18 protein-coding genes are annotated in these 20,971 nt (G+C 72.9%); 7 read left to right on the top strand and 11 right to left on the bottom strand.

What is annotated here, in order from left to right:
• Window positions 1-51: 51 nt before the first annotated feature.
• The 3 genes from ABZ642_RS07875 to lanKC form a co-directional block, all read right to left on the bottom strand.
• Window positions 52-1,779 (bottom strand): ABC transporter ATP-binding protein, encoded by a 1,728-nt coding sequence (locus ABZ642_RS07875; protein WP_360478826.1) that lies wholly within the window; start codon window positions 1,777-1,779, stop codon window positions 52-54.
• A 100-nt stretch (window positions 1,780-1,879) separates the two neighbouring features.
• A complete protein-coding gene (locus ABZ642_RS07870; protein ID WP_351696969.1) occupies window positions 1,880-1,996 on the bottom strand; it encodes a SapB/AmfS family lanthipeptide in 117 nt (38 codons plus the stop codon).
• Window positions 1,997-2,065: 69 nt separating this feature from the next.
• A complete protein-coding gene (gene lanKC, locus ABZ642_RS07865; RefSeq protein ID WP_360478822.1) occupies window positions 2,066-4,645 on the bottom strand; it encodes a class III lanthionine synthetase LanKC in 2,580 nt (859 codons plus the stop codon).
• 197 nt (window positions 4,646-4,842) lie between these two features.
• Between lanKC and ABZ642_RS07860 the strand changes: the two genes are divergently transcribed.
• The 6 genes from ABZ642_RS07860 to ABZ642_RS07835 all read left to right on the top strand — a co-directional run bounded on the left by ABZ642_RS07860 (window position 4,843) and on the right by ABZ642_RS07835 (window position 11,759).
• Window positions 4,843-7,287 (top strand): SpoIIE family protein phosphatase, encoded by a 2,445-nt coding sequence (locus ABZ642_RS07860; protein WP_360478818.1) that lies wholly within the window; start codon window positions 4,843-4,845, stop codon window positions 7,285-7,287.
• An 81-nt stretch (window positions 7,288-7,368) separates the two neighbouring features.
• The gene (locus ABZ642_RS07855) at window positions 7,369-7,644 is read left to right on the top strand and encodes a hypothetical protein (protein ID WP_360478815.1); all 276 of its coding nucleotides are present in this window, start codon (window positions 7,369-7,371) and stop codon (window positions 7,642-7,644) included.
• Between the two features lie 161 nt (window positions 7,645-7,805).
• Window positions 7,806-8,873, top strand: a complete 1,068-nt coding sequence (locus tag ABZ642_RS07850; RefSeq protein WP_360478812.1) for a glucose-1-phosphate thymidylyltransferase — start codon at window positions 7,806-7,808, stop codon at window positions 8,871-8,873.
• On the top strand, window positions 8,870-9,868 hold the full coding sequence (gene rfbB, locus ABZ642_RS07845) for a dTDP-glucose 4,6-dehydratase (protein ID WP_360478810.1): 999 nt from the start codon (window positions 8,870-8,872) through the stop codon (window positions 9,866-9,868). The genes ABZ642_RS07850 and rfbB overlap by 4 nt, the downstream gene beginning before the upstream one ends.
• Window positions 9,868-10,749, top strand: coding sequence for a dTDP-4-dehydrorhamnose reductase (gene rfbD / locus ABZ642_RS07840; protein WP_360478807.1), 882 nt, complete (start codon window positions 9,868-9,870; stop codon window positions 10,747-10,749). The genes rfbB and rfbD overlap by 1 nt, the downstream gene beginning before the upstream one ends.
• Before the next feature lie 197 nt (window positions 10,750-10,946).
• Window positions 10,947-11,759, top strand: coding sequence for a class I SAM-dependent methyltransferase (locus ABZ642_RS07835; RefSeq protein ID WP_360478804.1), 813 nt, complete (start codon window positions 10,947-10,949; stop codon window positions 11,757-11,759).
• Window positions 11,760-11,812: 53 nt separating this feature from the next.
• Here the strand turns inward: ABZ642_RS07835 and rfbC are convergent, their stop codons facing one another.
• The 5 genes from rfbC to ABZ642_RS07810 all read right to left on the bottom strand — a co-directional run bounded on the left by rfbC (window position 11,813) and on the right by ABZ642_RS07810 (window position 17,025).
• Window positions 11,813-12,406 (bottom strand): dTDP-4-dehydrorhamnose 3,5-epimerase, encoded by a 594-nt coding sequence (rfbC, locus tag ABZ642_RS07830; protein ID WP_360478802.1) that lies wholly within the window; start codon window positions 12,404-12,406, stop codon window positions 11,813-11,815.
• A gap of 5 nt (window positions 12,407-12,411) precedes the next feature.
• A complete protein-coding gene (locus ABZ642_RS07825) occupies window positions 12,412-14,436 on the bottom strand; it encodes a glycosyltransferase family A protein (RefSeq protein ID WP_360478799.1) in 2,025 nt (674 codons plus the stop codon).
• Window positions 14,437-14,585: 149 nt separating this feature from the next.
• The gene (locus tag ABZ642_RS07820) at window positions 14,586-15,170 is read right to left on the bottom strand and encodes a hydrolase (RefSeq protein WP_360478796.1); all 585 of its coding nucleotides are present in this window, start codon (window positions 15,168-15,170) and stop codon (window positions 14,586-14,588) included.
• A gap of 8 nt (window positions 15,171-15,178) precedes the next feature.
• A complete protein-coding gene (locus tag ABZ642_RS07815) occupies window positions 15,179-16,591 on the bottom strand; it encodes an MFS transporter (protein ID WP_360478793.1) in 1,413 nt (470 codons plus the stop codon).
• Window positions 16,588-17,025, bottom strand: coding sequence for a MarR family transcriptional regulator (locus ABZ642_RS07810; protein ID WP_360478790.1), 438 nt, complete (start codon window positions 17,023-17,025; stop codon window positions 16,588-16,590). Before ABZ642_RS07810 ends, ABZ642_RS07815 begins: the two co-directional genes overlap by 4 nt.
• A 90-nt stretch (window positions 17,026-17,115) precedes the next feature.
• On the opposite strand from ABZ642_RS07810, the gene ABZ642_RS07805 reads away from it, so the two are divergent.
• Window positions 17,116-17,616: a metallophosphoesterase gene (locus ABZ642_RS07805; RefSeq protein WP_360478787.1), complete on the top strand. Its 501-nt coding sequence runs from the start codon at window positions 17,116-17,118 to the stop codon at window positions 17,614-17,616.
• 118 nt (window positions 17,617-17,734) lie between these two features.
• Here the strand turns inward: ABZ642_RS07805 and ABZ642_RS07800 are convergent, their stop codons facing one another.
• From ABZ642_RS07800 to ABZ642_RS07790, 3 genes are all read right to left on the bottom strand, one after another.
• Window positions 17,735-19,186 (bottom strand): hypothetical protein, encoded by a 1,452-nt coding sequence (locus tag ABZ642_RS07800; RefSeq protein WP_360478784.1) that lies wholly within the window; start codon window positions 19,184-19,186, stop codon window positions 17,735-17,737.
• Between the two features lie 352 nt (window positions 19,187-19,538).
• A complete protein-coding gene (locus ABZ642_RS07795) occupies window positions 19,539-20,645 on the bottom strand; it encodes an XdhC/CoxI family protein (protein WP_360478781.1) in 1,107 nt (368 codons plus the stop codon).
• A gap of 150 nt (window positions 20,646-20,795) precedes the next feature.
• The gene (locus ABZ642_RS07790; protein WP_360478931.1) at window positions 20,796-20,906 is read right to left on the bottom strand and encodes a hypothetical protein; all 111 of its coding nucleotides are present in this window, start codon (window positions 20,904-20,906) and stop codon (window positions 20,796-20,798) included.
• Between the last annotated feature and the right edge of the window lie 65 nt (window positions 20,907-20,971).

Genomic DNA, 20,971 nt, shown 5'->3' with positions numbered 1-20,971 from the left:
CCTCGGTCACGCACACCCGAACCCGGCCGGGCCCCCGGAGCGGGTGGCCGGTCACCGTGCCGCCTCCTCGGGCCGCCGCGACCCGAACACCGCCCGGTACTCCGGGTCCTGCCAGAGTTCTGTATGGGGTGCCAGCGCCCGCACCCGCCCTCCGTCCAGCCAGGCCACCGTGTCCGCGCGGGTCGCCGTTGCCGCGCGGTGGGCGATGATCAGGCGGGTCGGCCCGGGGCCCGGGGCCAGCAGGGACTCGGTGATGTGGTGTTCGGTGACCGTGTCCAGGCTGGAGAGGGCGTCGTCGAGGATCAGCAGCCGTCCGGGGTGCGCGAAGGCCCGGGCGAGGCCCAGGCGCTGGGCCTCGCCGCCCGAGCGCGGGGAGTCGGTGAGGCAGGTCGCGTAGGCGTCGGGCAGCCGGCGGACGTAGGCGTCGGCCATGGCCCGGCGGGCGGCGGAGCCGACCTCGGCGGGGGAGGGGGTGGTGAGGCCGAAGGCGATGGTGTCCCCGACGGTCGTACCGAGCAGGGCCGGGCGGGCGAAGGCGTAGGTGACGGCCCGGCGCAGCTCGTCGTGGGGGAGCGCGGGCAGCGGAACGCCGTCGAGGAGGACCTCTCCCGCGTCCGGGTCGGTGAGCCGGCCCGCGAGTTCGGCCAGCAGGGACTTGCCGGTACCCGAGCGGCCGACGACCGCGAGGACGGTGCCGCCGGGGACGGTCAGATCGACGCCGTCGAGGACGGCGCGGCCGCCCCGGTGGGCCGTGACCCCGCGCAGTTCCAGGCGGCCGGGGCCCGGCGGGAGCGGGCAGGTGCCGTGCGCGGGCGCGGGGTACCCGGTCACCTCGGCCAGGCGCCGCGCCGACGCGCGGGCCCGGGTGAGGGCGGCGAGCTGGCCGACCAGTACGCCGACACCGGTCGCGAGGACCGCGTAGCGGGAGGCGGCGAGGACCTCGCCGACCGAGATCCGGTGCCGGGCGAGCAGGAAGCCCGCCACCGCCACGACGGCGAGCTGGAGCAGCGGACCCACGGTGACCGCCTGGGCGGCCGCCCGGCCCTGCACCCGCCACATCCGGTGCCCCGCGCGGCCCAGTGCGGGCAGCGGTCGCAGGACCCGGGCCGTCTCCCGGTCCTGGAGACCGGCCGCCGCGATGGTCCGCCGGCCGTCGACCGCCTCCGCCAGCGCGCTCGCGATCCGGCCCTGTTCCCGCTGGTACTCGGCCACGCACGCCGAGGTGTCCCGGGTGAACGCCCGCAGCAGCAGGGCGAGTACGGGTGCCCCGGCCAGGAAGACGGCCGCCAGCCACGGATCGACGAGGCCGAGCGCGACCACGCCCCCGACCGGACCGGCGAGCGCGGCCAGCAGCGCGGCGAGCGCGGCGGGCCCGGTGCCGGCCTGCGCCGCGTTCCCGACCAGCCGGGCGAGCAGGTCCCCGGCGCCGAACCGGGTCAGCGCGCGCGGCCCGAGGGCCAGCACATGCGCGGTCACCCCGCTGCGCAGCCCGGCCGTGGCCCGTGCGTCGACGGTCCCGGCGAGCACGCTCGCGCAGGCGTCCAGCAGGGCCAGCAGCAGCACCAGGGCGGCGGCCCGGCCCACCCAGCCGGCGGCCGGGGCGCCCGCCAGCAGCAGGTCCAGGGTCCGGCCCAGCACGGCGGGCAGCAGCAGCGCCGCCGCCGTGCCGGCCGTACTCAGCACGCACAGGACGGCACAGCGCACCCCGGCGTGACGCAGGGCGGTGCGCGAAAGGTCAGGGGGAGGTGAAGGGGCCGGTGCTGGTGCGGGTGCTGTCATCGGGCGCGGGCCTCGCCTCGGTGGACGGCTTCCGGCGAAGGCCCCGGACGGACCCCCTCCCGCAGGAGAGGGCCGCCCGGAGCCGGGTTCGCCGTGCAGGTCAGAGACAGAGCAGGACGCTCGCCGCCGAAACACACGACAGGAGGCTCACCGTGCTGGCGCCGCCGCCGTCGTGACGCTCTTCGGACTCCAGGGTCTGCAGGTCGAGAAGGGCCATAGCGTGTCCTTTCCGGGGACCGAGCGGTCCCCCCGGTGTTGTCGGGGACGGGGTGGTGCCACGGCTCCGTCAGTGTGCGGAGCCGCGTGCGGGGGCCGCCGGTGGCGGCGGGAGGAACGGCAGGTGCGCGGCGCGGCCGCCGTCGAGGGCGGCGGTCAGCGCCAGCAGGCACCCGGCGGTTCCGGTACCGAGGTCCATGGAGAGCCGCATCATCTGGTGCCCGGGGAAGGCGAGTTGGCCCTGGTAGGCCATCGCGAACCAGCCGAGCCCGTCGACCTGGGCGGCGAGCCGTACCGGGTCGGCACCGGTGCGGGCGAGGTGCAGGATCATCCCGGCGCGGCCCTGGAAGAGGCCGGGCTGGGCGTAGAAGCGTGCGGTGGCGGCCGTCAGGACCGCCGCGCGGGCCCGCTCGAAGGCCCCGCTCTCGTCGGTGCCGTGGGCGAGCCAGTCGTCGAGGACCAGCCCGATCCCCGCGCTGCCGTCGCCGAGGTAGGGGAGCGTGCGCCAGCCCTCGTCGACCTCCAGACCGCCGCCCTTCTGCACCACGCAGCGGTCCAGGTCCCGGCGCAGCGCCTCGCCGGCCGCGGCCAACAGGGCCGGCTCGCCGGTCCGTTCGTACCGCCGCAGCAGGAACAGCGCGGGCCCGGTCGCGCCCCGCAGCAGCCCGGCGCGCCGCCCGGGCGTGTCCGGGAGCGGTTCGGCGAGCCGTCGCAGGAGGATCTCGGCGGCCTCCGCGGCCCGCTCGCGCAGCTCCGGCTCCCCGGCCGAGTCGGCGAGGGCGTCAAGGACCAGGCCCAGACCGGCCAGGCCGCCGTGCAGGTCGGAGGAGAGGTGGCGCCAGTTCTCCCGGAGGATCCCCGCCACCAGGTCCAGGGCGCGTTGCCGGTGGCCGAGCCCGTCCAGGACGTGGGCGACGCCCGCGAGACCGTCGTACAGGCCGAGCGGGGTGCCGGGCGGCGGCGGTGCGGTGTGGTCGAGCAGCCAGCGCTCGCCCTCGTCGTAGCGTTCGGCGCCCGCCCGGTCCAGGGCGTACAGCACACCGGCCGCGCCGTGCGCGAGGCCGAGTCCGCCGCCGTCGCCGAACTGGGCGATGTCACCCGGGAAGAGCCGGTCGTCGCGCTCGGGGGTGGCGGAGGCGAGGATCGCCTTGACCATCGAGTCGCGGCTGTGCGGCCAGTCCGCCGGTACGACGGGACGCGCGGCCGGGGTGCCCCGGGTGATCTCCGCGACCGCCTCGTCCAGGAAGGCCCGCGGCACGTCGGGGAACTGCCCGGCGATCACGTCCGCGAGATGGGCCGCCTTGCCCCGGTCGACGACGAACAGGGTGGTGACCGGCAGGAACAGGGCCAGTCGCAGACAGGCGAGCGCGTACCGGTCGACGTCGACGCCCCTGCGGTCCGGCGGGGCGAAGAAGCCGGGGTGGGCGACGACCTGACGGCCGTTCTCCTCGACGGGCGCGGCCGCCTCGAAGTCGATGAGGAACACCGACTCCTCGTCCGGCCCGACCATGATGTTGAAGACATGCAGGTCGTTGAAGACGATTCCGCGCTCGTGCACCGCCTCGACGGCCGCCGTCACCCTCCGGTGGATGCGCAGCGCCCACTCCGTGTAGGCGCGCACGGCCGCCGGATCCGGGTCCGGGGTGAGCAGCGGATGCCGTTCGGCGAAGAAGGCGTTGAGCGGGCGGCCCTCCAGGAAGTCCATCACCAGGAACCGGTGGTCGCCCAGCGTGAACCAGTCCCGGACCTCGGGTACCACCCCGGTGCCGGCCGCCGCCTCCAGCGCGGCTTTTTCCCGGGCGAGCCGGGCGACGGCGTCGGCGCCGTCGGCCGCGAGCCCCGCGTGCGGCCGCCCCTCCTTGAGCACCACCCGCCGCCCGTCCCGCGTGTCGGTCCCGGCGTACACCCCGCCGCCGTTGGAGAAGTGCAGCGCCTTCTCGATCCGGTACGGCAGCTCGCCTACCGTGGTGGCGTCCCGGGCCGCCAGCTGTGGCCGCAGGAACTCCGGGAGCGTCACCCACTGAGGCACCTGGAAGGAGGGCGCCCGCCGGTCCGGCACCAGCCTGCCCGCGCCGTCCCGCACCGCCGTCACCAGCGAACCGCGCTCGTCGACGACGTACGTGCGCGCGAACGCCCCGTAGCGGACGTACAGCGGCCCCTCGTGCCAGCGCAGATCGGTCAGGATGTACGGGCCCTCGAAGCCCTCCAGGAGCGCGCCCAGTTCGCGCAGCACCTCCTGCAGCCGGTCCTCGTCGGCCGGGTAGACCGTCACGAACTTGCCGCTGGTGTCGCGGCCCGCGTACTTGGCGTTGCGCAGATGCAGCAGATGCGGTCCCGGAACGAACTTGAACGGGATACGGCGCGGCACGCAGTAGTCCCACACGATCGCGGCGATCCGCTCCGCGTTGCCCCGGATCGCCGAGGAGTGGATCTTCCAGCCCTGGGCCGGCGACGGCAGCGGCGCACCGTCCGGACCCACCGGCGTCATGGTCAGCCAGTCCCCGGAGCGCGCCGCGTGCCAGCCCTCCGGCACCGCGCGACGCGCCGTCGCGAACAGCGGCTGCGTCTGCGGCCCGCCCGTCCCGAGCCGGTCGGGCGTGTCGTAGAAATGCCCGTCGGCGAGCGCGTACACCTCGTACCGCCTGTCCATCCGCCTCCCCCTCCGTGGCCCGGCCCCGACACTCGCAGGCGCCGCACGGTCGCGGACAGTCATGTCTGTCACGAGGTCACCGTGCGGAACGCACGGGTCAAGACATGTTCGGTACCTTTCGAGCGCGACGGACCCTCAGCCTCCACGGAACGGTCACAGGGGCTGCGCAGACGCCTCATAAGCGCTGTAATGGCGGCGTGGTCAGTGAGGGCGCCGCGGTACGCGGAATCAGAACGGAGCGCGCCGAAATAGCCCTCGAAACGCTCACGGGCGGTCCCGGCGCACCCGACCGGCTCCGGCGTGTCCTCGAACAGGCGCTGGTGTTCGCCGGCGCCGCGTTCGCCGGGGTGTACACACCCGGCGACGACGGAACCGTGCTGCGACTGGCCGAGTCGGCCGGAGCGCCCCGCACCTTCTTCGGCCTGCGTGACTCCTACCCGGCCGTGGGGAGGTCCCCGGTCGCCGAGGCCTACGGCGCCGGGCGGCCCGTCTGGCTGGCGCCCGAGGAACTGGCCGACTGCCCGGAGGCACGGCGGACCCCGTCCCAGGAGTTCTCGCTGGCGGTCCTGCCGGTGCCCGGCCGTGCCGGACTCCTGGTCGTGGTCAGCGAACGGGACGGCGGGTTCGGCTCCGAGGACCGTGCCTGCCTGGAACTGGTCGTCGACGCGATCGCTCTGCCCGCCCCGCTCCCCACCATCTCCGACACCGGCGAACTGCCCGCCGACGCGTTCAGCCTCGCCATGGACACCGGCCGGATCGAGGTCGGCGACGCCATCCTCGGCCTCTTCGACATGGGCCGGGACGAGTTCGACGGCAAGGTCGAGACACTGCTGGGCCGTACCCTGCCCGAGGATGTGCCCGCCCTGATGTCCGTGGTCGAGGCCGACCACATGTCCATCGGCGACCGCGAGCTGGAGTTCCGGATCCTGGAGCCCTCAGGCTCGCCCAAGTGGCTGCGGCTGCGCGGCCGCATGGTGCCGGGCGCCGAGGGGCGCCCCGCCCGGCTGGCCGGCACCGTCGCCGACGCCTCCACGCTCCGCTCCGACGTCACCGACGTGGCCCGGGTACAGCGGCTCGCCGCCGCGCTGGCCACCGCCGGCACGGTCAAGGACGTCAGCCAGGCCGTCGTCACCGCCCTGCGCGGGCCGCTCAAGGCCGACCGTATCGCCTTGGCCGAACTGGAGAACGAGCGCCTGGTCGTCACCGTCCTGGACCCGCCCGACGCCGAGGCCTGGCCCGAGCTGTGGCGCAGCGAATGGCGCACCGAATGGCCGGACGCGCCGGTGCGCGCCATGCCCACCCTGGCCGCCGCCCTGCGCGAGGGCCGCCCCCGGATCTGGCCCGTCACGACCGCCCTGGAACCCGCCCTCGCCGAGGTGGGCCCCGGTGGCCTCGCCGTGCTCCCGCTGCCCGCCGGCGGCCGGATGGCCGGTGCCTGTCTGATCGGCTGGGACAGCCCGCACGAGTTCGGCCCCGACGAACGCGCCCTGCTCACCGCCGCCGCCGGCCTCGCCGGGCAGGCCCTGATGCGCGCCCACGCCTTCGACGCCGAGCACGAACTGGTCGGCATGCTCCAGCGCGCCCTGCTGCCCCGCCGGCTGCCCCGGCTGCCCGGCGCGGTCGCCGTCGCCCGCTATCTGCCCCCCACCGAGGGTCTGGAGGTGGGCGGCGACTGGTACGACGTGATCCCGCTGATCGACAACCACGTGGCGCTGGTCATCGGCGACGTCCAGGGCCACAGTGCCGCGGCCGCCACCCTGATGGGCCAGATGCGCACCGCGCTGCGCGCCTACGCGGCCGAGGGGCACACCCCCGACGTGGTCGTCTCGCACGCCAACCGGCTCCTCATGGACATGGAGAGCGACCTCTTCGCCACCTGCTGCTACGTCGACGTCGACATGGAGGCCGGCACCGCCTGGTGCGTGCGCGCCGGGCATCTGCAGCCGGTCCTGCGTCACCCGGACGGCACCACCGAGGTCGCCCGGACCGAGGGCGGCCCCCCGCTCGGCGTGGTGGCCCGGGCCGACTTCCCCATGACCCAGCTCAGCCTGAGCCCGGGCACCCTGCTCGCGCTCACCACCGACGGTCTGGTCGAGTCCCCCGACACCGACATCGACGACGGCATGGAGCGGTTCGCCCGTGCCCTCGGCGCCTCCGACCCCGGCCACCTCGGGCTGGTCGCCGACGGCCTGCTCGGCAACGCGCACCGAACCGACGACGTCGCTCTGCTGCTGATGCGCTACGACGGCATGGCCGTGCGCCCGCTGCGGGAGAGCTGGACGGTGTGGCGGGTCCCGGAGGCGGCCCGGCACGCCCGCCGCTTCAGCCGCCGCACCCTGCGTTCCTGGGGCGTCACCGACGACGCCATGGACGCGGGCCTGCTGGTGGTCTCCGAGCTCGTCACCAACGCCCTGATCCACACCGACGGCCCGGTCCGGCTGGATCTGACCCTGGTCGACCACCGGCTGCGGATCGCCGTCGCCGACGGCTCGCCGCGCAGCCCGGTCAAACCCGCGAGCATCGGCTGGGAGGCCACCGGCGGGCGCGGCATCCTGCTCGTGGAGGCCGTGTCGGCCGCCTGGGGGACCGTGCCGGTCAGCGGCGGCAAGCAGGTGTGGGCGGACCTCGTCCTGGAGGACTGACGGCAGGACTGAGGGTCACCCGGGCGGGTACCCGGCCGTCTCGGGAGGCGAGGTGCGGCGACCGTCCTTAATGTCCTTGATGTGGCACACACCTTCGACGAACTCGTGGCGAAGCACCGCGCGGCCGACGCGGCCCACGACAAGGTCCTGGAACTGCGGGACGCCTACGGGCCGCCGGCCCTGCAGCAGCCGGGCGGCGCCCAGTCCGAGACCTACGAGACCGCCCTGCGCGCCTGGCGCGACCTGGCCCGCGACGAACTGACCGCGGTGAGCGAGTACGCCCGCGACGAGGGTCGGCCGCGGTCCGAGGTCGAGGCAGAGGTGGAACGGGCGGCGGGATGGCCGGAGGACTCCTGAACCACGGTCGGACGGGCACCGAAAGCACCGGGCAAAGCGGGCGGGAAGCCGCTACCCGGCACTCGTAATCACGTGACATCCATACCAAAGCCTTACTGTCGTAACCAGTCGGGAAAACAGAAGAACGTCTCAATCGGATGTTCACCTATAAGCTGTTGCGAATGAAGGCTTTGGTGCTATCCGGCGGTGCCGGAACCCGGTTGCGGCCGATCACCCACACATCGGCGAAACAGCTTGTACCGGTGGCGAACAAACCCGTGCTGTTCTACGGGCTGGAATCCCTCGCCGCCGCGGGAGTCACCGAGGTGGGGATGATCGTCGGCGACACCGCCGCCGAGATCGAGGAAGCGGTCGGCGACGGTTCGAAGTTCGGCCTGGACGTCACCTACATCCCCCAGGAACGTCCGCTGGGTCTGGCCCACGCGGTGCTGATCGCGCGGGACTTCCTCGGTGACGACGACTTCGTCATGTACCTCGGCGACAACTTCATCGTCGGCGGCATCCGCGGACTGGTCGACGAGTTCCGCGAGACCCGTCCCGACGCGCAGATCCTCCTCACGCATGTGCCCAACCCGCGGGCCTTCGGCGTCGCCGAACTCGACGCCGACGGCCAGGTGGTCGGCCTGGAGGAGAAGCCGCAGGAGCCCAAGAGCGACCTCGCCCTGGTCGGCGTCTACCTGTTCACGCCGGCCATCCACGACGCCGTGCGCGCCATCAAGCCGTCCTGGCGCGGCGAGCTGGAGATCACCCACGCCATCCAGCACCTCATCGACCAGCGCGCCGACGTGCGCTCCACGGTGATCAAGGGCTACTGGAAGGACACCGGCAACGTCGTCGACATGCTGGAGGTCAACCGGACCGTCCTGGAGGCCATGGAGCCGCGTATCGACGGCGAGGTCGACGAGGCCAGCCAGATCGTCGGCCGGGTGGTCGTCGAGGCGGGCGCCCGGGTCACCAACTCGCGGATCGTCGGCCCGGCCGTGATCGGCGCCGGGACCGTCGTCGGCGACTCGTACGTGGGCCCCTTCACGTCGGTCGCCGAGAACTGCCGGATCACCGAGAGTGAGCTGGAGTTCTCCATAGTGCTGCGGGACTCCTCCATCGACGGGGTGGGCAGGATCGAGTCCTCGCTGATCGGCCGGCATGTCGAGGTCACCCCGGCAACCGGCACCCCCAGCGCCCACCGCCTCGTCCTCGGAGACCACAGCAAGGTGCAGATCCGTTCATGAATCTCCTCGTCACCGGCGCGGCCGGGTTCATCGGCTCCACGTACGTCCGCGGCCTGCTCGCCGACGGCGCCCCCGACGCGCCGCACATCACCGTGCTGGACAAGCTCACCTACGCGGGCACCCTGACCAACCTGCCCGAGTCACATCCCCGCCTGACCTTCGTGCAGGGCGACATCTGCGACGCCGAACTGGTCGACCGGCTCATGGCCGAGGCCGACCAGGTGGTGCACTTCGCCGCCGAGTCGCACGTGGACCGCTCCATCGACGGCGCCGGCGCGTTCGTCCGCACCAACGTGGTCGGCACCCAGACCCTCCTCGACGCGGCCCTGCGGCACGGCGTCGGCCCGTTCGTGCACGTCTCCACCGACGAGGTCTACGGCTCCATCGAGACCGGCTCCTGGCCCGAGACCCACCCGCTCCAGCCGAACTCGCCGTACTCCGCCTCCAAGGCCTCCTCCGACCTGCTCGCGCTGGCCTTCCACCGCACCCACGGCCTGGACGTCCGCGTCACCCGCTGCTCCAACAACTACGGGCCGCACCAGTTCCCCGAGAAGGTCATCCCGCTCTTCGTGAGCAACCTCCTCGACGGCAAGAACGTGCCGCTCTACGGCGACGGCAGCAACGTCCGCGACTGGCTGCACGTCGAGGACCACTGCCAGGGCATCGACCTGGTCCGCACCGGCGGCCGGGCCGGCGAGGTCTACAACATCGGCGGCGGCACCGAGCTCAGCAACAAGGAGCTCACCGGGCTGCTCCTGGAGGCCTGTGGCGCCGGCTGGGACCGCGTCGACCGCGTCGCCGACCGCAAGGGCCACGACCAGCGCTACTCCGTCGACTGGAGCAAGATCCACGACGAGCTGGGCTACACCCCCAAGCACGACTTCACCTCCGGCCTCGCCGACACCGTCGCCTGGTACCGCGACAACCGGGACTGGTGGGAGCCGCTGAAGGAGCGCGCCGCTCTCGAATCCCGCAAGGAGCAGGAGAAGCACTGATGAAGTGGCTCGTCGCCGGCGCGGGCGGAATGCTCGGCCACGACATGGTCGAGGAACTCACCCGCCGGGGTGCGGAGGTGGCGGCCCTCGGCCACACCGACCTCGACGTCACCAGCGCCGACTCGGTGGCGTCGGCACTCGCCGGGCACCGGCCCGACCTGGTGGTGAACTGCGCCGCGTACACGGCCGTCGACGACGCCGAGACCGACGAGGAGCGGGCCCTGCTGATCAACGGCGAGGGCCCGCGCCTGCTGGCCCGCGCCGCCGCCCGGCACGGCGCCCGCCTCGTCCAGGTCTCCACGGACTACGTCTTCGACGGCGACGCCCGCACCACCCCGTACCCCGAGGACCACCCCACCGACCCGCGCACCGCCTACGGCCGCACCAAGCTCGCGGGCGAGCGGGCCGTCCTGGAAGAACTCCCGGGCGCGAGCGCGGTGGTCCGCACGGCCTGGCTGTACGGCACGCATGGTAAGAATTTCGTGCGCACGATGATCGAGCTGGAGTCCCGCCGGGACACCCTCGACGTCGTCGACGACCAGCGCGGCCAGCCCACCTGGAGCGCCGACCTGGCCGCCCGGATCGCCGATCTCGGCCCCCGTCTCGGGCGGGACGACCGCGCGCACGGCGTCTTCCACGGCACCAGCTCGGGCGCGGCCACCTGGTACGAGCTGGCCCGGGAGGTGTTCCGTCTGCTCGGCGCCGACCCGGAGCGGGTACGCCCCACCACGAGTGCGGCGTTCGTCCGGCCGGCCCCCCGCCCCGCGTACAGCGTCCTCGGCCACGACCGGTGGGCCGAGGTCGGTCTGGAGCCACCGCGGGACTGGCGTCAGGCCCTGGCGGAGGGGCTGCCGCACATCCGCAAGGAGATGTCCGCATAAGGCACTTCGCACCTGCCCGCCGCAGAGCGGCCGAGGGCTCACCGAGCTGGTCGGCCGCCCTGCGGTGTGCGGAAGTGCCGGAGCCCGCCGGGCCTTTTTCGCAGGCCGTCGCGTTAGCCCCTTGTGGATGGCACCGGTTCACTACGATGATGCTTTGAATGTCTTATGGGTCGGGTAGGGAAAGGATTTGCCCCGCGATGTCGATGCGAGCGACCGTGAAGTCCGTACTGGGTGAGAAGAATGTGCGGGTCCTGCGACGACTGAAGCGGCGCTTGTCCGCCCAGCCGGCCAAACCGGCCAAGCCGACGGGGTTGGACGCGATCTCCGGTGATCTCAACAAACTCGCCCAGCACTTCAAGACGGACAAGTGGGGAATACACCGCTACACCCAGCACTACCAGCGCCATCTCGGGCACCTGAAGAACGACTCGTTCAACCTGCTGGAAATCGGCATCGGCGGCTACAACAGGGCAGGTCAGGGCGGTGCCTCGCTGCGCATGTGGAAGCAGTTCTTCCCGAAGGCGCGGATTTTCGGAATGGACATCCAGGACAAGTCATTTGTCGACGAGGACCGCATCACGACGTTCATCGGAGACCAGTCCGATCCGTCGTCGCTGAACGCCGTCGTCGACAAGATCGGTGAGCTGGACGTCATCATCGACGACGGCAGTCACCGTAGTCCGCATGTGCTCACGACGTTCGCCACCCTCTTCCCCCGGCTCAAGGACGGTGGCATCTACATCGTCGAGGACACCCAGTCGTCGTACTGGCCCGAATGGCAGGGCAGCGAGGATCTCGACGCCGCGCACACCAGTATGGGGATGCTGAAGCGGCTGACCGACGGCCTGAATTACGAAGAATTCGTGACCGAGAACTACCAGCCGACGTACACGGACCTCAATATCGTCGGCGTGCACTTCTACCACAACCTGGTGATCATCGAAAAAGGCAGGAATGCCGAGGGCAGCAACAAGCGGAGCGCGCTGAAGCAGCGCTACGCCAAGTCCTGACACCGCTCACCCGAGGGGGGCCGAGCCACGGCTCGGCCCCCCTCGGGGCGTGTTCAGGCCCGCAACTGCTCGTAGTACGCCAGGCAGTCCGCGTAGGTGGGCAGCAGCCCCGACGCTTCCGCCTCGGCCAGGGTGGGTGCCTCGGCGTCCTTCTCCGACAGCACCGGCTCCAGGCCCTCGGGCCACTCGATGCCCAGCGCGGGGTCGAGCGGGTCGATGCCGTGCTCACGGCCCGGCGCGTACCCGGCCGAGCACAGGTACACCACGGTCGCGTCGTCGGTCAGCGCCATGAACGCATGGCCGAGGCCCTCCGCCAGGAACACGGCGTGCCGGTTGTCCTCGTCCAGCCGGACCGCCTCCCAGCGGCCGAAGGTGGGGGAGCCCACCCGGATGTCCACGATCACGTCCAGCACGGCCCCGCGCACGCACTTGACGTACTTGGACTGACTCGGCGGCACGTCGGCGAAGTGGATGCCACGCAGCACGCCCCGCCGGGAGACCGAGCAGTTGGCCTGCGCGAGGTCGAGGTCGTAGCCGAGGGCCTCGCGGAACTCCCCGGCCCTGAACCACTCGTGGAAGCTGCCCCGGTCGTCGGGGAAGACCTTGGGTTCCTGGACCCAGGCGCCTTCGATGCTCAGCGGTCGCACTGTTCCTACTTGCCTTCCTGTCGTGCGGGCCTCGGCCCCCGGCCCAGGGCCCTGCTCAGTGCCCGGCGCACCGGCATCGGAAGCCTGCGGGCCAGCTGACGGCCGGTGCTCGGCTCCGGCGTGTAAACGGTCCCGGGCGCGGCGAACGGGGGCTTGTTCGGGGCCCTCCTGACCACCTTCAGGCCCTTGGCGGAGCTGCGGACGACGAGCGGCGGCGCGAAGAAACGCGGCTCGGTGGCGTCCGCGACCAGGCACAGGGCGAGCCGCCAGGCGCCCTTGTGCAGCGAGCGCACCGGCAGCGGAGCGTCCAGCACCGCTGAGCCGTCCCCGGCGGGCGTCAGCAGGGCCGGCACCTCCAGCACCTCCGTGGCGCGGTTGGGGCCGGTCAGCCGCACCGACGCCTTGACGTCACCGGCGACGTGGCACGGCAGCACCGCGCGCAGCCGGTCACCGGCGACCGTGAAGTCCGCAGGCGTGAGCGCGCCGAAGCCGAGCCGCTTGCCGGCGAGGTCGACGTCCAGGGCGAAGGTGTCCTTCACCGTCCAGTACGGCAGCACCCGGTGGCCCCCGACGACACCCGGGACCGGCATCGCGGGGAGGGGCTCCGCGGACACCGGGAACAGGCGGCACTCCCGGGTCCAGCCGCCGATGGTCAGCCGGGCGACCGCGTCCCACAGCCCGGACGGCAGCGGGACGCCGCCGGCGGCGGTGGCCGGGTCCACGGTGGCGGTGGCCTTCACGACCAGGCGGACGCGGCCGGGTTCGCCCTCGACGGGGACGGTCTCGCGGGTGATCTCGATCGGCTGGAAGAACTGTGCGGAGGTCTCGCGCTCGCGCATCATCAGGTCGGCCTTGGCCTTGCCGAAGCGGGCGGTGACGCCACGCTCCAGCCATGCGATGGCGTCGGCGGCGGTCTCCGGGGGGCCGTCGAGCGGGACGGCGGTGGTGTCGGCCGGGTAGGTCCTGGGCGCGCCGTCGGCGCTGTACTCGGCGCTGAAGCCGATCTTCAGGGCGCCGCCGTCCCAGGCGACGCTCTCCAGCGTCGCCGAGGGGGTGAAGGACGCCTCCCACTCGGCGACGGCCAGCACGTCCTCGTAGCGGCCGGCGCCGGCCAGCTCGGTGACCACCCGGTGGGCCGGCTCCAGCAGGGCGAAGACGGAGGGGCCCATGCGTTCGGCGATCACCTTGTGGATCTCGTCGAAGAGCTCCCTGCGGTAGTCGTCCGGCAGCTTGAGGAACCGCTGGCCGCGCAGCCGCTCGCCCATCTCGTTGCGCAGCCAGCGACGGAACATCCGGTCGCGCCTGGCGCCGGGCTCGGTGTAGCGCTCGACGACGTCGAGGGCCTCACGGAGGTTCGCGAAGTAGCCGACCGGGTCGAAGCGCTGGAAGCCGGCGTTGGAGGCGTCGTCGCGCTTGATGTGGTAGTAGCAGACGTAGTCGCCGAGCACGGAGATGTTCGACGCGCGCAGGTACGCCTCGGCGACGAAGACATGGTCCTCAAGGCGTCGGCGGCCCTCGGGGAAACGCAGCCCGATACGGTCCAGGAAGGACCGGCGCAGCATCTTGTGCGGGGTCAGGCTGTCCATCAGCGGGGCGTTCTCGATGGTGGCCCGCGGGCGGTTGTGGCGGAACAGCTCCACCGGCACCGGGCGGCCCTTGCCGGCCATCTTGCCGATGATCAGGTCGGCCTCGTTCTCGACGCCGTAGTCGTACATCCGCTCCAGGGCTTCGTCGCCGAGGAAGTCGTCGTTGTCGACGAACATCACGAACTCGCCCTTGGAGGCGGCGATGCCGACGTTGCGGGGCTTGCCGGACCAGCCGGAGGGCTCCTGGTGGATGACGTGGATGTGCGGGTGCTCGGCGGCGAGCGCGTCGAGCCGGGCCGGGGTGCCGTCACTGGAGCCGTCGTTCACGAAGATCACTTCGTACTCGTCGCGCGGCAGCGACTGCCGCAGCACCGAGGCGATGCAGTCCTCGATGTAAGGCCCAGGATTGTAGACAGGGACGACAACACTGACCTTGACCGGCATCCGGTTTCCTAGCCCCCTGGATAGGCCGTCCGTTCTTCTGGACAGCACGTACTTGTGGCCGAATGCTAACCCGGTCCTGCCCTCAAGTGTGTCTCATCCCTTGGTCAAGACCGGGTCGTCAAGGGTCAGCTGTGCGTCAAATTGCCTGCTCAGCCGTGAGTCTTGGCGAGCAGCTCCAGGACCTCGGCCGTACTGCCGGATTCGCCGAGCCGCGGGAAGATCCGCTCCACGCTGCCGCGGTGCGCCTCCGGGTCGGCGTCGGCCATGGCGTCCGTGGCCAGCGTCACGTGGTAGCCGTGGGCATAGGCGTCACGGGCGGTGGACTCCACGCCGATGCTGGTGGCGATGCCGGTCAGGACGATCTGGGTGACGCCCCGGCGGCGCAGCTGGACGTCCAGACCGGTGCCGTGGAAGGCGCTCCAGTTGTGCTTGGTGATGTGGATGTCGCCGTCGTGGCCGGAGAGCTCGTCGACGACGATGTCCCAGCCCTCCGGGAAGGCGAGACCGCGGGGCTGGCGCTCGGTGCGGCCCGGGACGGCGTCGGCGCCGTCGGCGGCGAAGGACACCCGGACCAGGACCACGGGCAGGTTCTGGGCGCGGAAGGCGTCGGCGAGCTCGACGCTGCGGGCCACCACCTCGGCTCCGGAGTACGGCTGGGTGGGCATGCCCACGATGCCCTGCTGGAGGTCGATGACGACGAGGGCGGTACGCGGGTCGAGGGTGCTCAAAGACATGGGGTGGATCAGGCCTTTCGGGGGGCTTGACGGGGTTGGGGGGTGAGCCGGGCCAGGGAACGGTCCGGCAGGGTGATCGCCAGCAGCAGTGCGGAGCCGACGAGCATGAACAGGGCCAGGCCGTGCAGCCCGCCCGTGTCGGCGCGGTGCGGGAAGAACGCCGCGGTGGCGGCGGAGGCACCCAGCGCGCCGAGGTACATGAAGGTGCGCAGCAGCCCGGCGGCGGAGCCGATCTGCTCGGGGTCGGCCTGCCGGTAGAGCGCGTTCTGCGCGGCGAGGCCGAGGAGGCCCTGCGGTATGCCCAGCAGCATTCCGGTGGCGAGCAGCACCCAGACCGGGCTGTGGGCGTCGAACAGCAGCAGCGCCGCGCAGCCCGCGATCTGCAGCACGGAGCCGGTCAGCAGCTTGGCGCGGATCGCCTCGCGGCGGCCGGTGAGCGTGGCGACGACCAGCGCGGCGCCCGACAGCGGCAGCAGCACGAGCCCCGCGGTGGAGGCGCTGAGCCCGCGGCCCTCCTCCAGCCACTGCGTGTAGCCGTACAGGAAGGCGTAGGAGGTGACGTTGCCGAGGAACTGCCGTACATAGGTGGCGATGAGCGGGCCGTTGCCGCCGAGGACGCGCAGGTCGACGAACGGGTCAGGGACGCGCAGTTCCCGGGCCGCGAAGGCGGCGGCCGCGAGGAGGGTCAGGGCCGGCAGGTACCAGCGCTCCGGCCGCGGGTCCATCAGGAAGAGCATCAGGGAGACCAGCAGGGCGGCGAAGAGGGCCATGCCGGGAAGGTCCATGCGCTGGCGCCGTTCGGCGGGTTCGGCCTTCGGCAGCCACAGCACGCCCAGGACCAGACAGGCCGCCGAGAGCGGCACGTTCACGGTGAACACCAGGTGCCAGCCGCCGGCGCCGATCAGCAGCCCGCCCAGCGTCGGGCCGATCACGGCCACGGTCTGCGCGGACACGGCGAGCGCGGTGAGCACCCCGGCCGGGCTGTCCCGCCCGGTGCGTTCGGCCTCGCTCCGGGTCAGCCGCATCGCCGCCGGGAACGCCGCCGACGTGCCGAAGCCGAGCAGCACCCGGGAGGCGATCAGCACGCCCAGCGAGGGCGCCAGCGCGCCCATCAGTCCGGCGACGCCCACCAGGGCCGTGGCGGCGAGGTAGAGCCGGCGCGGCCCGTACATGTCCACCAGCCGCCCGATCACCGGCTGGCCCACGGCCGTCGCCAGGTAGAGCGCGGAGACCAGCCACACCGTCTCGGCGGGCGGGGCCCCGAAGGCGATGCCGATCGGCACCAGGGCCACGGCGATCATCGAGGAGTTGATCGGGTTCAGTACGGAACCCAGGATCATCGGCGCGATCAGCCGCCGGTCGAAACCCGCGGGTGCCGGGCGGGTGTCCTGGGGGGCGCGTCCGGTGAGCCTCGGTATCACGGCCGGGAGAGCCGTTCCAGCAGCTCGAACGCGGTGAGCATGGTCTGGCGCTCCTCCTCGGTGTAGCGCTCCTGGAAGGCGCGGGCCAGCCACTCGTCGCGCACCTGCCGGTTGCCCTCGACCCGGGCCTGCCCGGCCTCGGTGAGGGTGACCAGCTGGCGGCGGCCGTCTGTGGGGTCGGGGCTGCGGCGGATCAGCCCCTGCTGGTCCAGGGCGGCCAGCGTGGTCGCCATCGACTGCGGCCGTACCCCCTCCGCGGAGGCCAGCGCGCTGGCCGTGGCGGCGCCGTGCTTGGAGACCAGGGTGAGCGCCGACTCCTGGGACGGAGTGAGGTCCGCGTCCTGGGCGACCTCCCGGATACGGCGGCGCAGTCTGCTGAACACCACGCGCAGGTCGCGCGCCGTGCGGGTCGCGGAGTCCGAGATCTGAACCATGCGGGCCACCCTAGGACCGTCAGCGAAAACTGTCCAGTCGGAACTGTTAAGTTCTGGCTGAAGATCTCGTGCGGTCGTTAGGCTGGCCAGGTGCGCCTGCTCCTCACCTCCGACACGCACCTCCCGGTGCGCGCCAAGCGGCTCCCGGACCGACTCCTCGCCGAACTTCCGCGCGCGGACGTCGTCCTCCACGCCGGCGACTGGGTCGACGAGGCCACCCTCGACCTGCTGGAGAGCCGCAGCCGCCGGCTGATCGCGGTCCACGGCAACAACGACGGCCCCGGCCTGCGCGCCCGGCTCCCCGAAGTCGCCTACGCCGACCTGGGCGGCCTGCGCTTCGGGGTGATCCACGAGACCGGCCCCGCCCAGGGCCGCGAGGCCCGCTGCGCCGCCCGCTTCCCGGACCTGGACGTCCTGGTCTTCGGGCACAGCCACATCCCCTGGGACACCACTGCCCCGGCCGGCCTGCGCCTCCTCAACCCCGGCTCGCCCACCGACCGCCGCCGCCAGCCGCACTGCACCTACCTCACCGCGACGGTCGCCGACGGTGCGTTGACGGAGGTGACCCTCCACCGGCTGCCGCCGCGCTGACGGCACGTCGACGGGGCGCGCGGACGATCTCCGACTCCGGCATACCCGATGCCGTTCCCGCGGGCTGAACCGGCCGGAACGCCGTGGACCACGCCGGTGCCGGAGAGCGATCCGACCGTCAGGGGGCGATCCCCACCCCGTCGATCCTGCTCCACCGCTTCTCCTGCGCCGCCGTCATGGCGGGCCAGCGCAGTCCGCCCGGCCGCGGTCGGACCCGGGAGGCGTAGGAGGCGGGGCGGAAGTCCGGGTCGTAGAAGCAGCCCGTGGCGTAGGTCCGGTCGAACGCGGCGCACGAGCCTGTGATCGACCTGGGCGTCGGCTTCCGGCCCGTGCGCACCCAACCGTCCAGCGCCGCGATCGAGTTGGCGTACTCCGCGTCGCTGAGCGCACTGTGCTCGGACTCGTGGGTGAACGTCTGCACCAGGTAACGGTCCCGGTGCGCACCGCGCAGGGTGGCCCGGTAGGCCGCCTCGTGCTCCACGAACGCCGTCGGATCGTCGATCGCGTGAAGCGTGAGCACCGGGATCGACACCTTGCCGGTGAGATCGCTGTCGTAGGACAGGTCGCGGAGCGCCGTCGGATCGGCGGTGAACCGCTCGACCCCGGCGTTGAGCGCCTTGTCGTCGTGCGACCCCGAATACCGGACGCCCTGGTCGGAGAACGGGTTCCGGCCGCCGAGCCGGTCGCGCACGATGTCCCGGAACGTGAAGACCGCGAACCGCAGATGCGACTCCAGGGTGCGCTCGGGAACGCCCGTGACGGCGAGGATGTCGTCGAGGTTGCGCTGCTGCAGGGCGGTGCGTTCCTGCGGGGCCGAGGCGTAGCCCGTGCACTCCTGGAGCCGGGCGCGCAGTCCGGCCGTCGTCAGCGTCGAGTCCGCGCGCAGCCCCTGCCACAGCGGGTACTGGGGTTCGGTCGGCCGGGGCATGTTGTGGCAGTAGTACTGGTAGACGACGCGGAGGTCGACGCGGTAGTCGTAGCCCCGGGACCCGCCGCCGAGGACACCGCTGGTGAGCAGTGCCCCGTCGTACGGTCCGCCCCGCCTGCCGTACACCTCGACGACCTTGGCGGCGACGTCCCCGCCCCAGGACTGGCCGTGCACATACGTCCGCCGCGGCTTCCCGAAGTTCTCGACGAACAGCCGGCGCACGTTCTCGGTGTCCTCGGCGGCCATCCGGGTGCCGTAGCCACCCCTGCGGTACGACGAACCAGCCCAGGCGTACCCCTCCTTCACCATCACCGACCAGCGGGCCAGGTCGTCGACGCTGCGCGCCGGGTCCGAGCCGGTGCCGAGGTCGGGGCCGCCGTGGGCGTGCACGACCAGGGAGCCGTTCCAGTGTTCGGGGACGGCGATGGCGTAATAGGCGCCGTGGGCGTCCTGGCCGGTGTAACAGGTGGCCTTGCCGTCGAGTTCCGCCGGGCACGAGACGGCGGCGGGCGGTGGTGTCGCCGCCTGCGCGGGAGGGGCGCCGGCGAAGGCGGCGGTGAGGGCCGCCGCCAGTGAGGCGAGCAGTCCGGTGCGCCGGCGGCTCGTCCGGCGGATCCGTGCGGGGGTTCTCGACCTGTCCAAGGCGCGGCTCCCTGTCCTCGTCGGCGCTCCTTCGCGCCGTCCGCGGCGATGCTAGGGAGGGGGCCGGGACCGAACCATGGCTCGGGCGTTGTGTTCATAGTGTTCGACGGACGGAGCACGGCATCGGTGTCCCACGCGGTGCCGCCGGCGCCGGCGTGCCGTCGCCACCGTGGGCACGGCGATCGCGGCGGCCCGTCCGGCCGCGGCGATCGCGGCGGCCCGTCCGGCCACCAAGCCCCGGCCGTACGCGGCGCGTGCCGTTCGACGTCGAGGAGCGCGTGCCAGGCGTCCTCGACCGGGACGGGGACGGTGAACTCGTGGGGGAGTTCCGTCATTCCACGTCTCCCGGCGGTCAGTGCACGGCGGCCGTGTGGATGGCCCCGGTGGTCGTCGTCAGGGGCGCTCCGCTGCCGCCCCAGCGCAGGGCGACGATCTCGGCGGCGACGGACACGGCGACCTCCTCGGGCGTACGGGCGCCGAGGTCGAGGCCGAGCGGTGAGCGCAGCCGGGACAGTTCGGCCCCGGTGAGCCCGGCCTCGGACAGCCGGGCGCGCCGCTCCTCGTGCGTCCTGCGGCTGCCCATCGCCCCGATGTAGGCGGCCGGTCGGCGCAACGCCTCCTCCAGCAGCGGCACGTCGAACTTCGGATCGTGGGTGAGGACGCAGATCACCGTGCGGTCGTCGGTCGCGGTGCCGCGCAGATAGCGGTGCGGCCAGTCCACGACCACCTCGACGGCGGCCGGGAAACGCTTGGGCGTGGCGAAGGCCGGGCGGGCGTCGCAGACGGTGACCCGGTAGCCGAGGAAGTCACCGATGCGGGCCACCGCCGCCGCGTAGTCGATCGCCCCGAAGACCAGCAGCCGCGGCGGCGGCGCGAACGACTCCAGGAACACCGTCACCGCGTCCTCGCGGCGCTCCCCGTGCGGGCCGTAGTGCCGCAGGGCCGAGGCGCCGAGCGCGAGTTCACCGCGCGCGTCCGCGGTGACGGCGACGTCGAGGCCGGTCGCGCCGAGCGTGCCGGCCGCCCGGCCCGGCCATACGGCGAGCGTGGCACCGCGCGGTGCGGGGCCGTCCACCACCGTGCCCACGGTCACCGGCTCACCCGCGGCCACCGACGCGGCCACCGCGCCGAACGCCGGGTCCGACGCGGCGGTCACCGGCCGCACCAGCAGGGTGATCTCGCCGCCGCAGGTCAGCCCCACCGCGAACGCGTCCTCGTCGCTGTAGCCGAAGGTCTCCAGCCGCGGTTCGCCACTCGCCACCACCTCCTGCGCCAGTTCGAACACGGCGCCCTCCACACAGCCCCCGGAGACGCTGCCGACCACCTCGTCGCCCGGCCCGACGGCCATGGCCGCGCCGGGCCCGCGCGGCGCGCTGCGGCTGACCGCGACCACCGTGGCCAGCCCGAACGGGATCCCGGCCGCGTGCCAGCCGGCCAGCGTCGGCAGAATCTCACGCACGTTCCGCTCCCTTCTGCGAAGCCGCGTCCGCCCGCGTCCCGCGTCCCGCGCACCACGGCCGCCGGCCGCTCCAGCGCCGCCGGGCCGTGTCCCTCGACGAAGGTGTCGACGCCGGGCAGTGCCGCCGCCATCCCGGCCGCCGGCGGTGCGTCACCGGGCACCGGGCCGTGTTTCGCGGGGGTTCGCCCACACCACATGGTGGGCCGGGGCGTGCGGCCGGCGCATCCGCTGTCCGAGCGGTCCGGGATCGCCGTGCTCCATGCCGTCCGAGAGCGGCACGACGATCGCGTCGCGCGCCGTCCCGCGCCGCCCCCCACCGGTTCAGG

Source organism: Streptomyces sp. NPDC007157 (genome assembly GCF_040634235.1).
Lineage (GTDB): Bacteria > Actinomycetota > Actinomycetes > Streptomycetales > Streptomycetaceae > Streptomyces.
The sequence above is the reverse complement of the archived record's forward strand: the minus strand, read 5'-3'. Positions and strand labels throughout refer to the sequence as shown.

What these genes read in the sequence shown, in the direction of transcription:
- lanKC (WP_360478822.1), bottom strand. Translation starts at nt 4,645, where the DNA reads ATGGACAGGCGGTACGAGGTGTACGCGCTCGCCGACGGGCATTTCTAC.
- ABZ642_RS07875 (WP_360478826.1), bottom strand. Translation starts at nt 1,779, where the DNA reads ATGACAGCACCCGCACCAGCACCGGCCCCTTCACCTCCCCCTGACCTT.
- ABZ642_RS07850 (WP_360478812.1), top strand. Translation starts at nt 7,806, where the DNA reads ATGAAGGCTTTGGTGCTATCCGGCGGTGCCGGAACCCGGTTGCGGCCG.
- rfbD (WP_360478807.1), top strand. Translation starts at nt 9,868, where the DNA reads ATGAAGTGGCTCGTCGCCGGCGCGGGCGGAATGCTCGGCCACGACATG.
- ABZ642_RS07870 (WP_351696969.1), bottom strand. Translation starts at nt 1,996, where the DNA reads ATGGCCCTTCTCGACCTGCAGACCCTGGAGTCCGAAGAGCGTCACGAC.
- rfbB (WP_360478810.1), top strand. Translation starts at nt 8,870, where the DNA reads ATGAATCTCCTCGTCACCGGCGCGGCCGGGTTCATCGGCTCCACGTAC.
- ABZ642_RS07825 (WP_360478799.1), bottom strand. Translation starts at nt 14,436, where the DNA reads ATGCCGGTCAAGGTCAGTGTTGTCGTCCCTGTCTACAATCCTGGGCCT.
- ABZ642_RS07835 (WP_360478804.1), top strand. Translation starts at nt 10,947, where the DNA reads ATGTCGATGCGAGCGACCGTGAAGTCCGTACTGGGTGAGAAGAATGTG.
- ABZ642_RS07820 (WP_360478796.1), bottom strand. Translation starts at nt 15,170, where the DNA reads ATGTCTTTGAGCACCCTCGACCCGCGTACCGCCCTCGTCGTCATCGAC.
- ABZ642_RS07810 (WP_360478790.1), bottom strand. Translation starts at nt 17,025, where the DNA reads ATGGTTCAGATCTCGGACTCCGCGACCCGCACGGCGCGCGACCTGCGC.
- ABZ642_RS07790 (WP_360478931.1), bottom strand. Translation starts at nt 20,906, where the DNA reads ATGGAGCACGGCGATCCCGGACCGCTCGGACAGCGGATGCGCCGGCCG.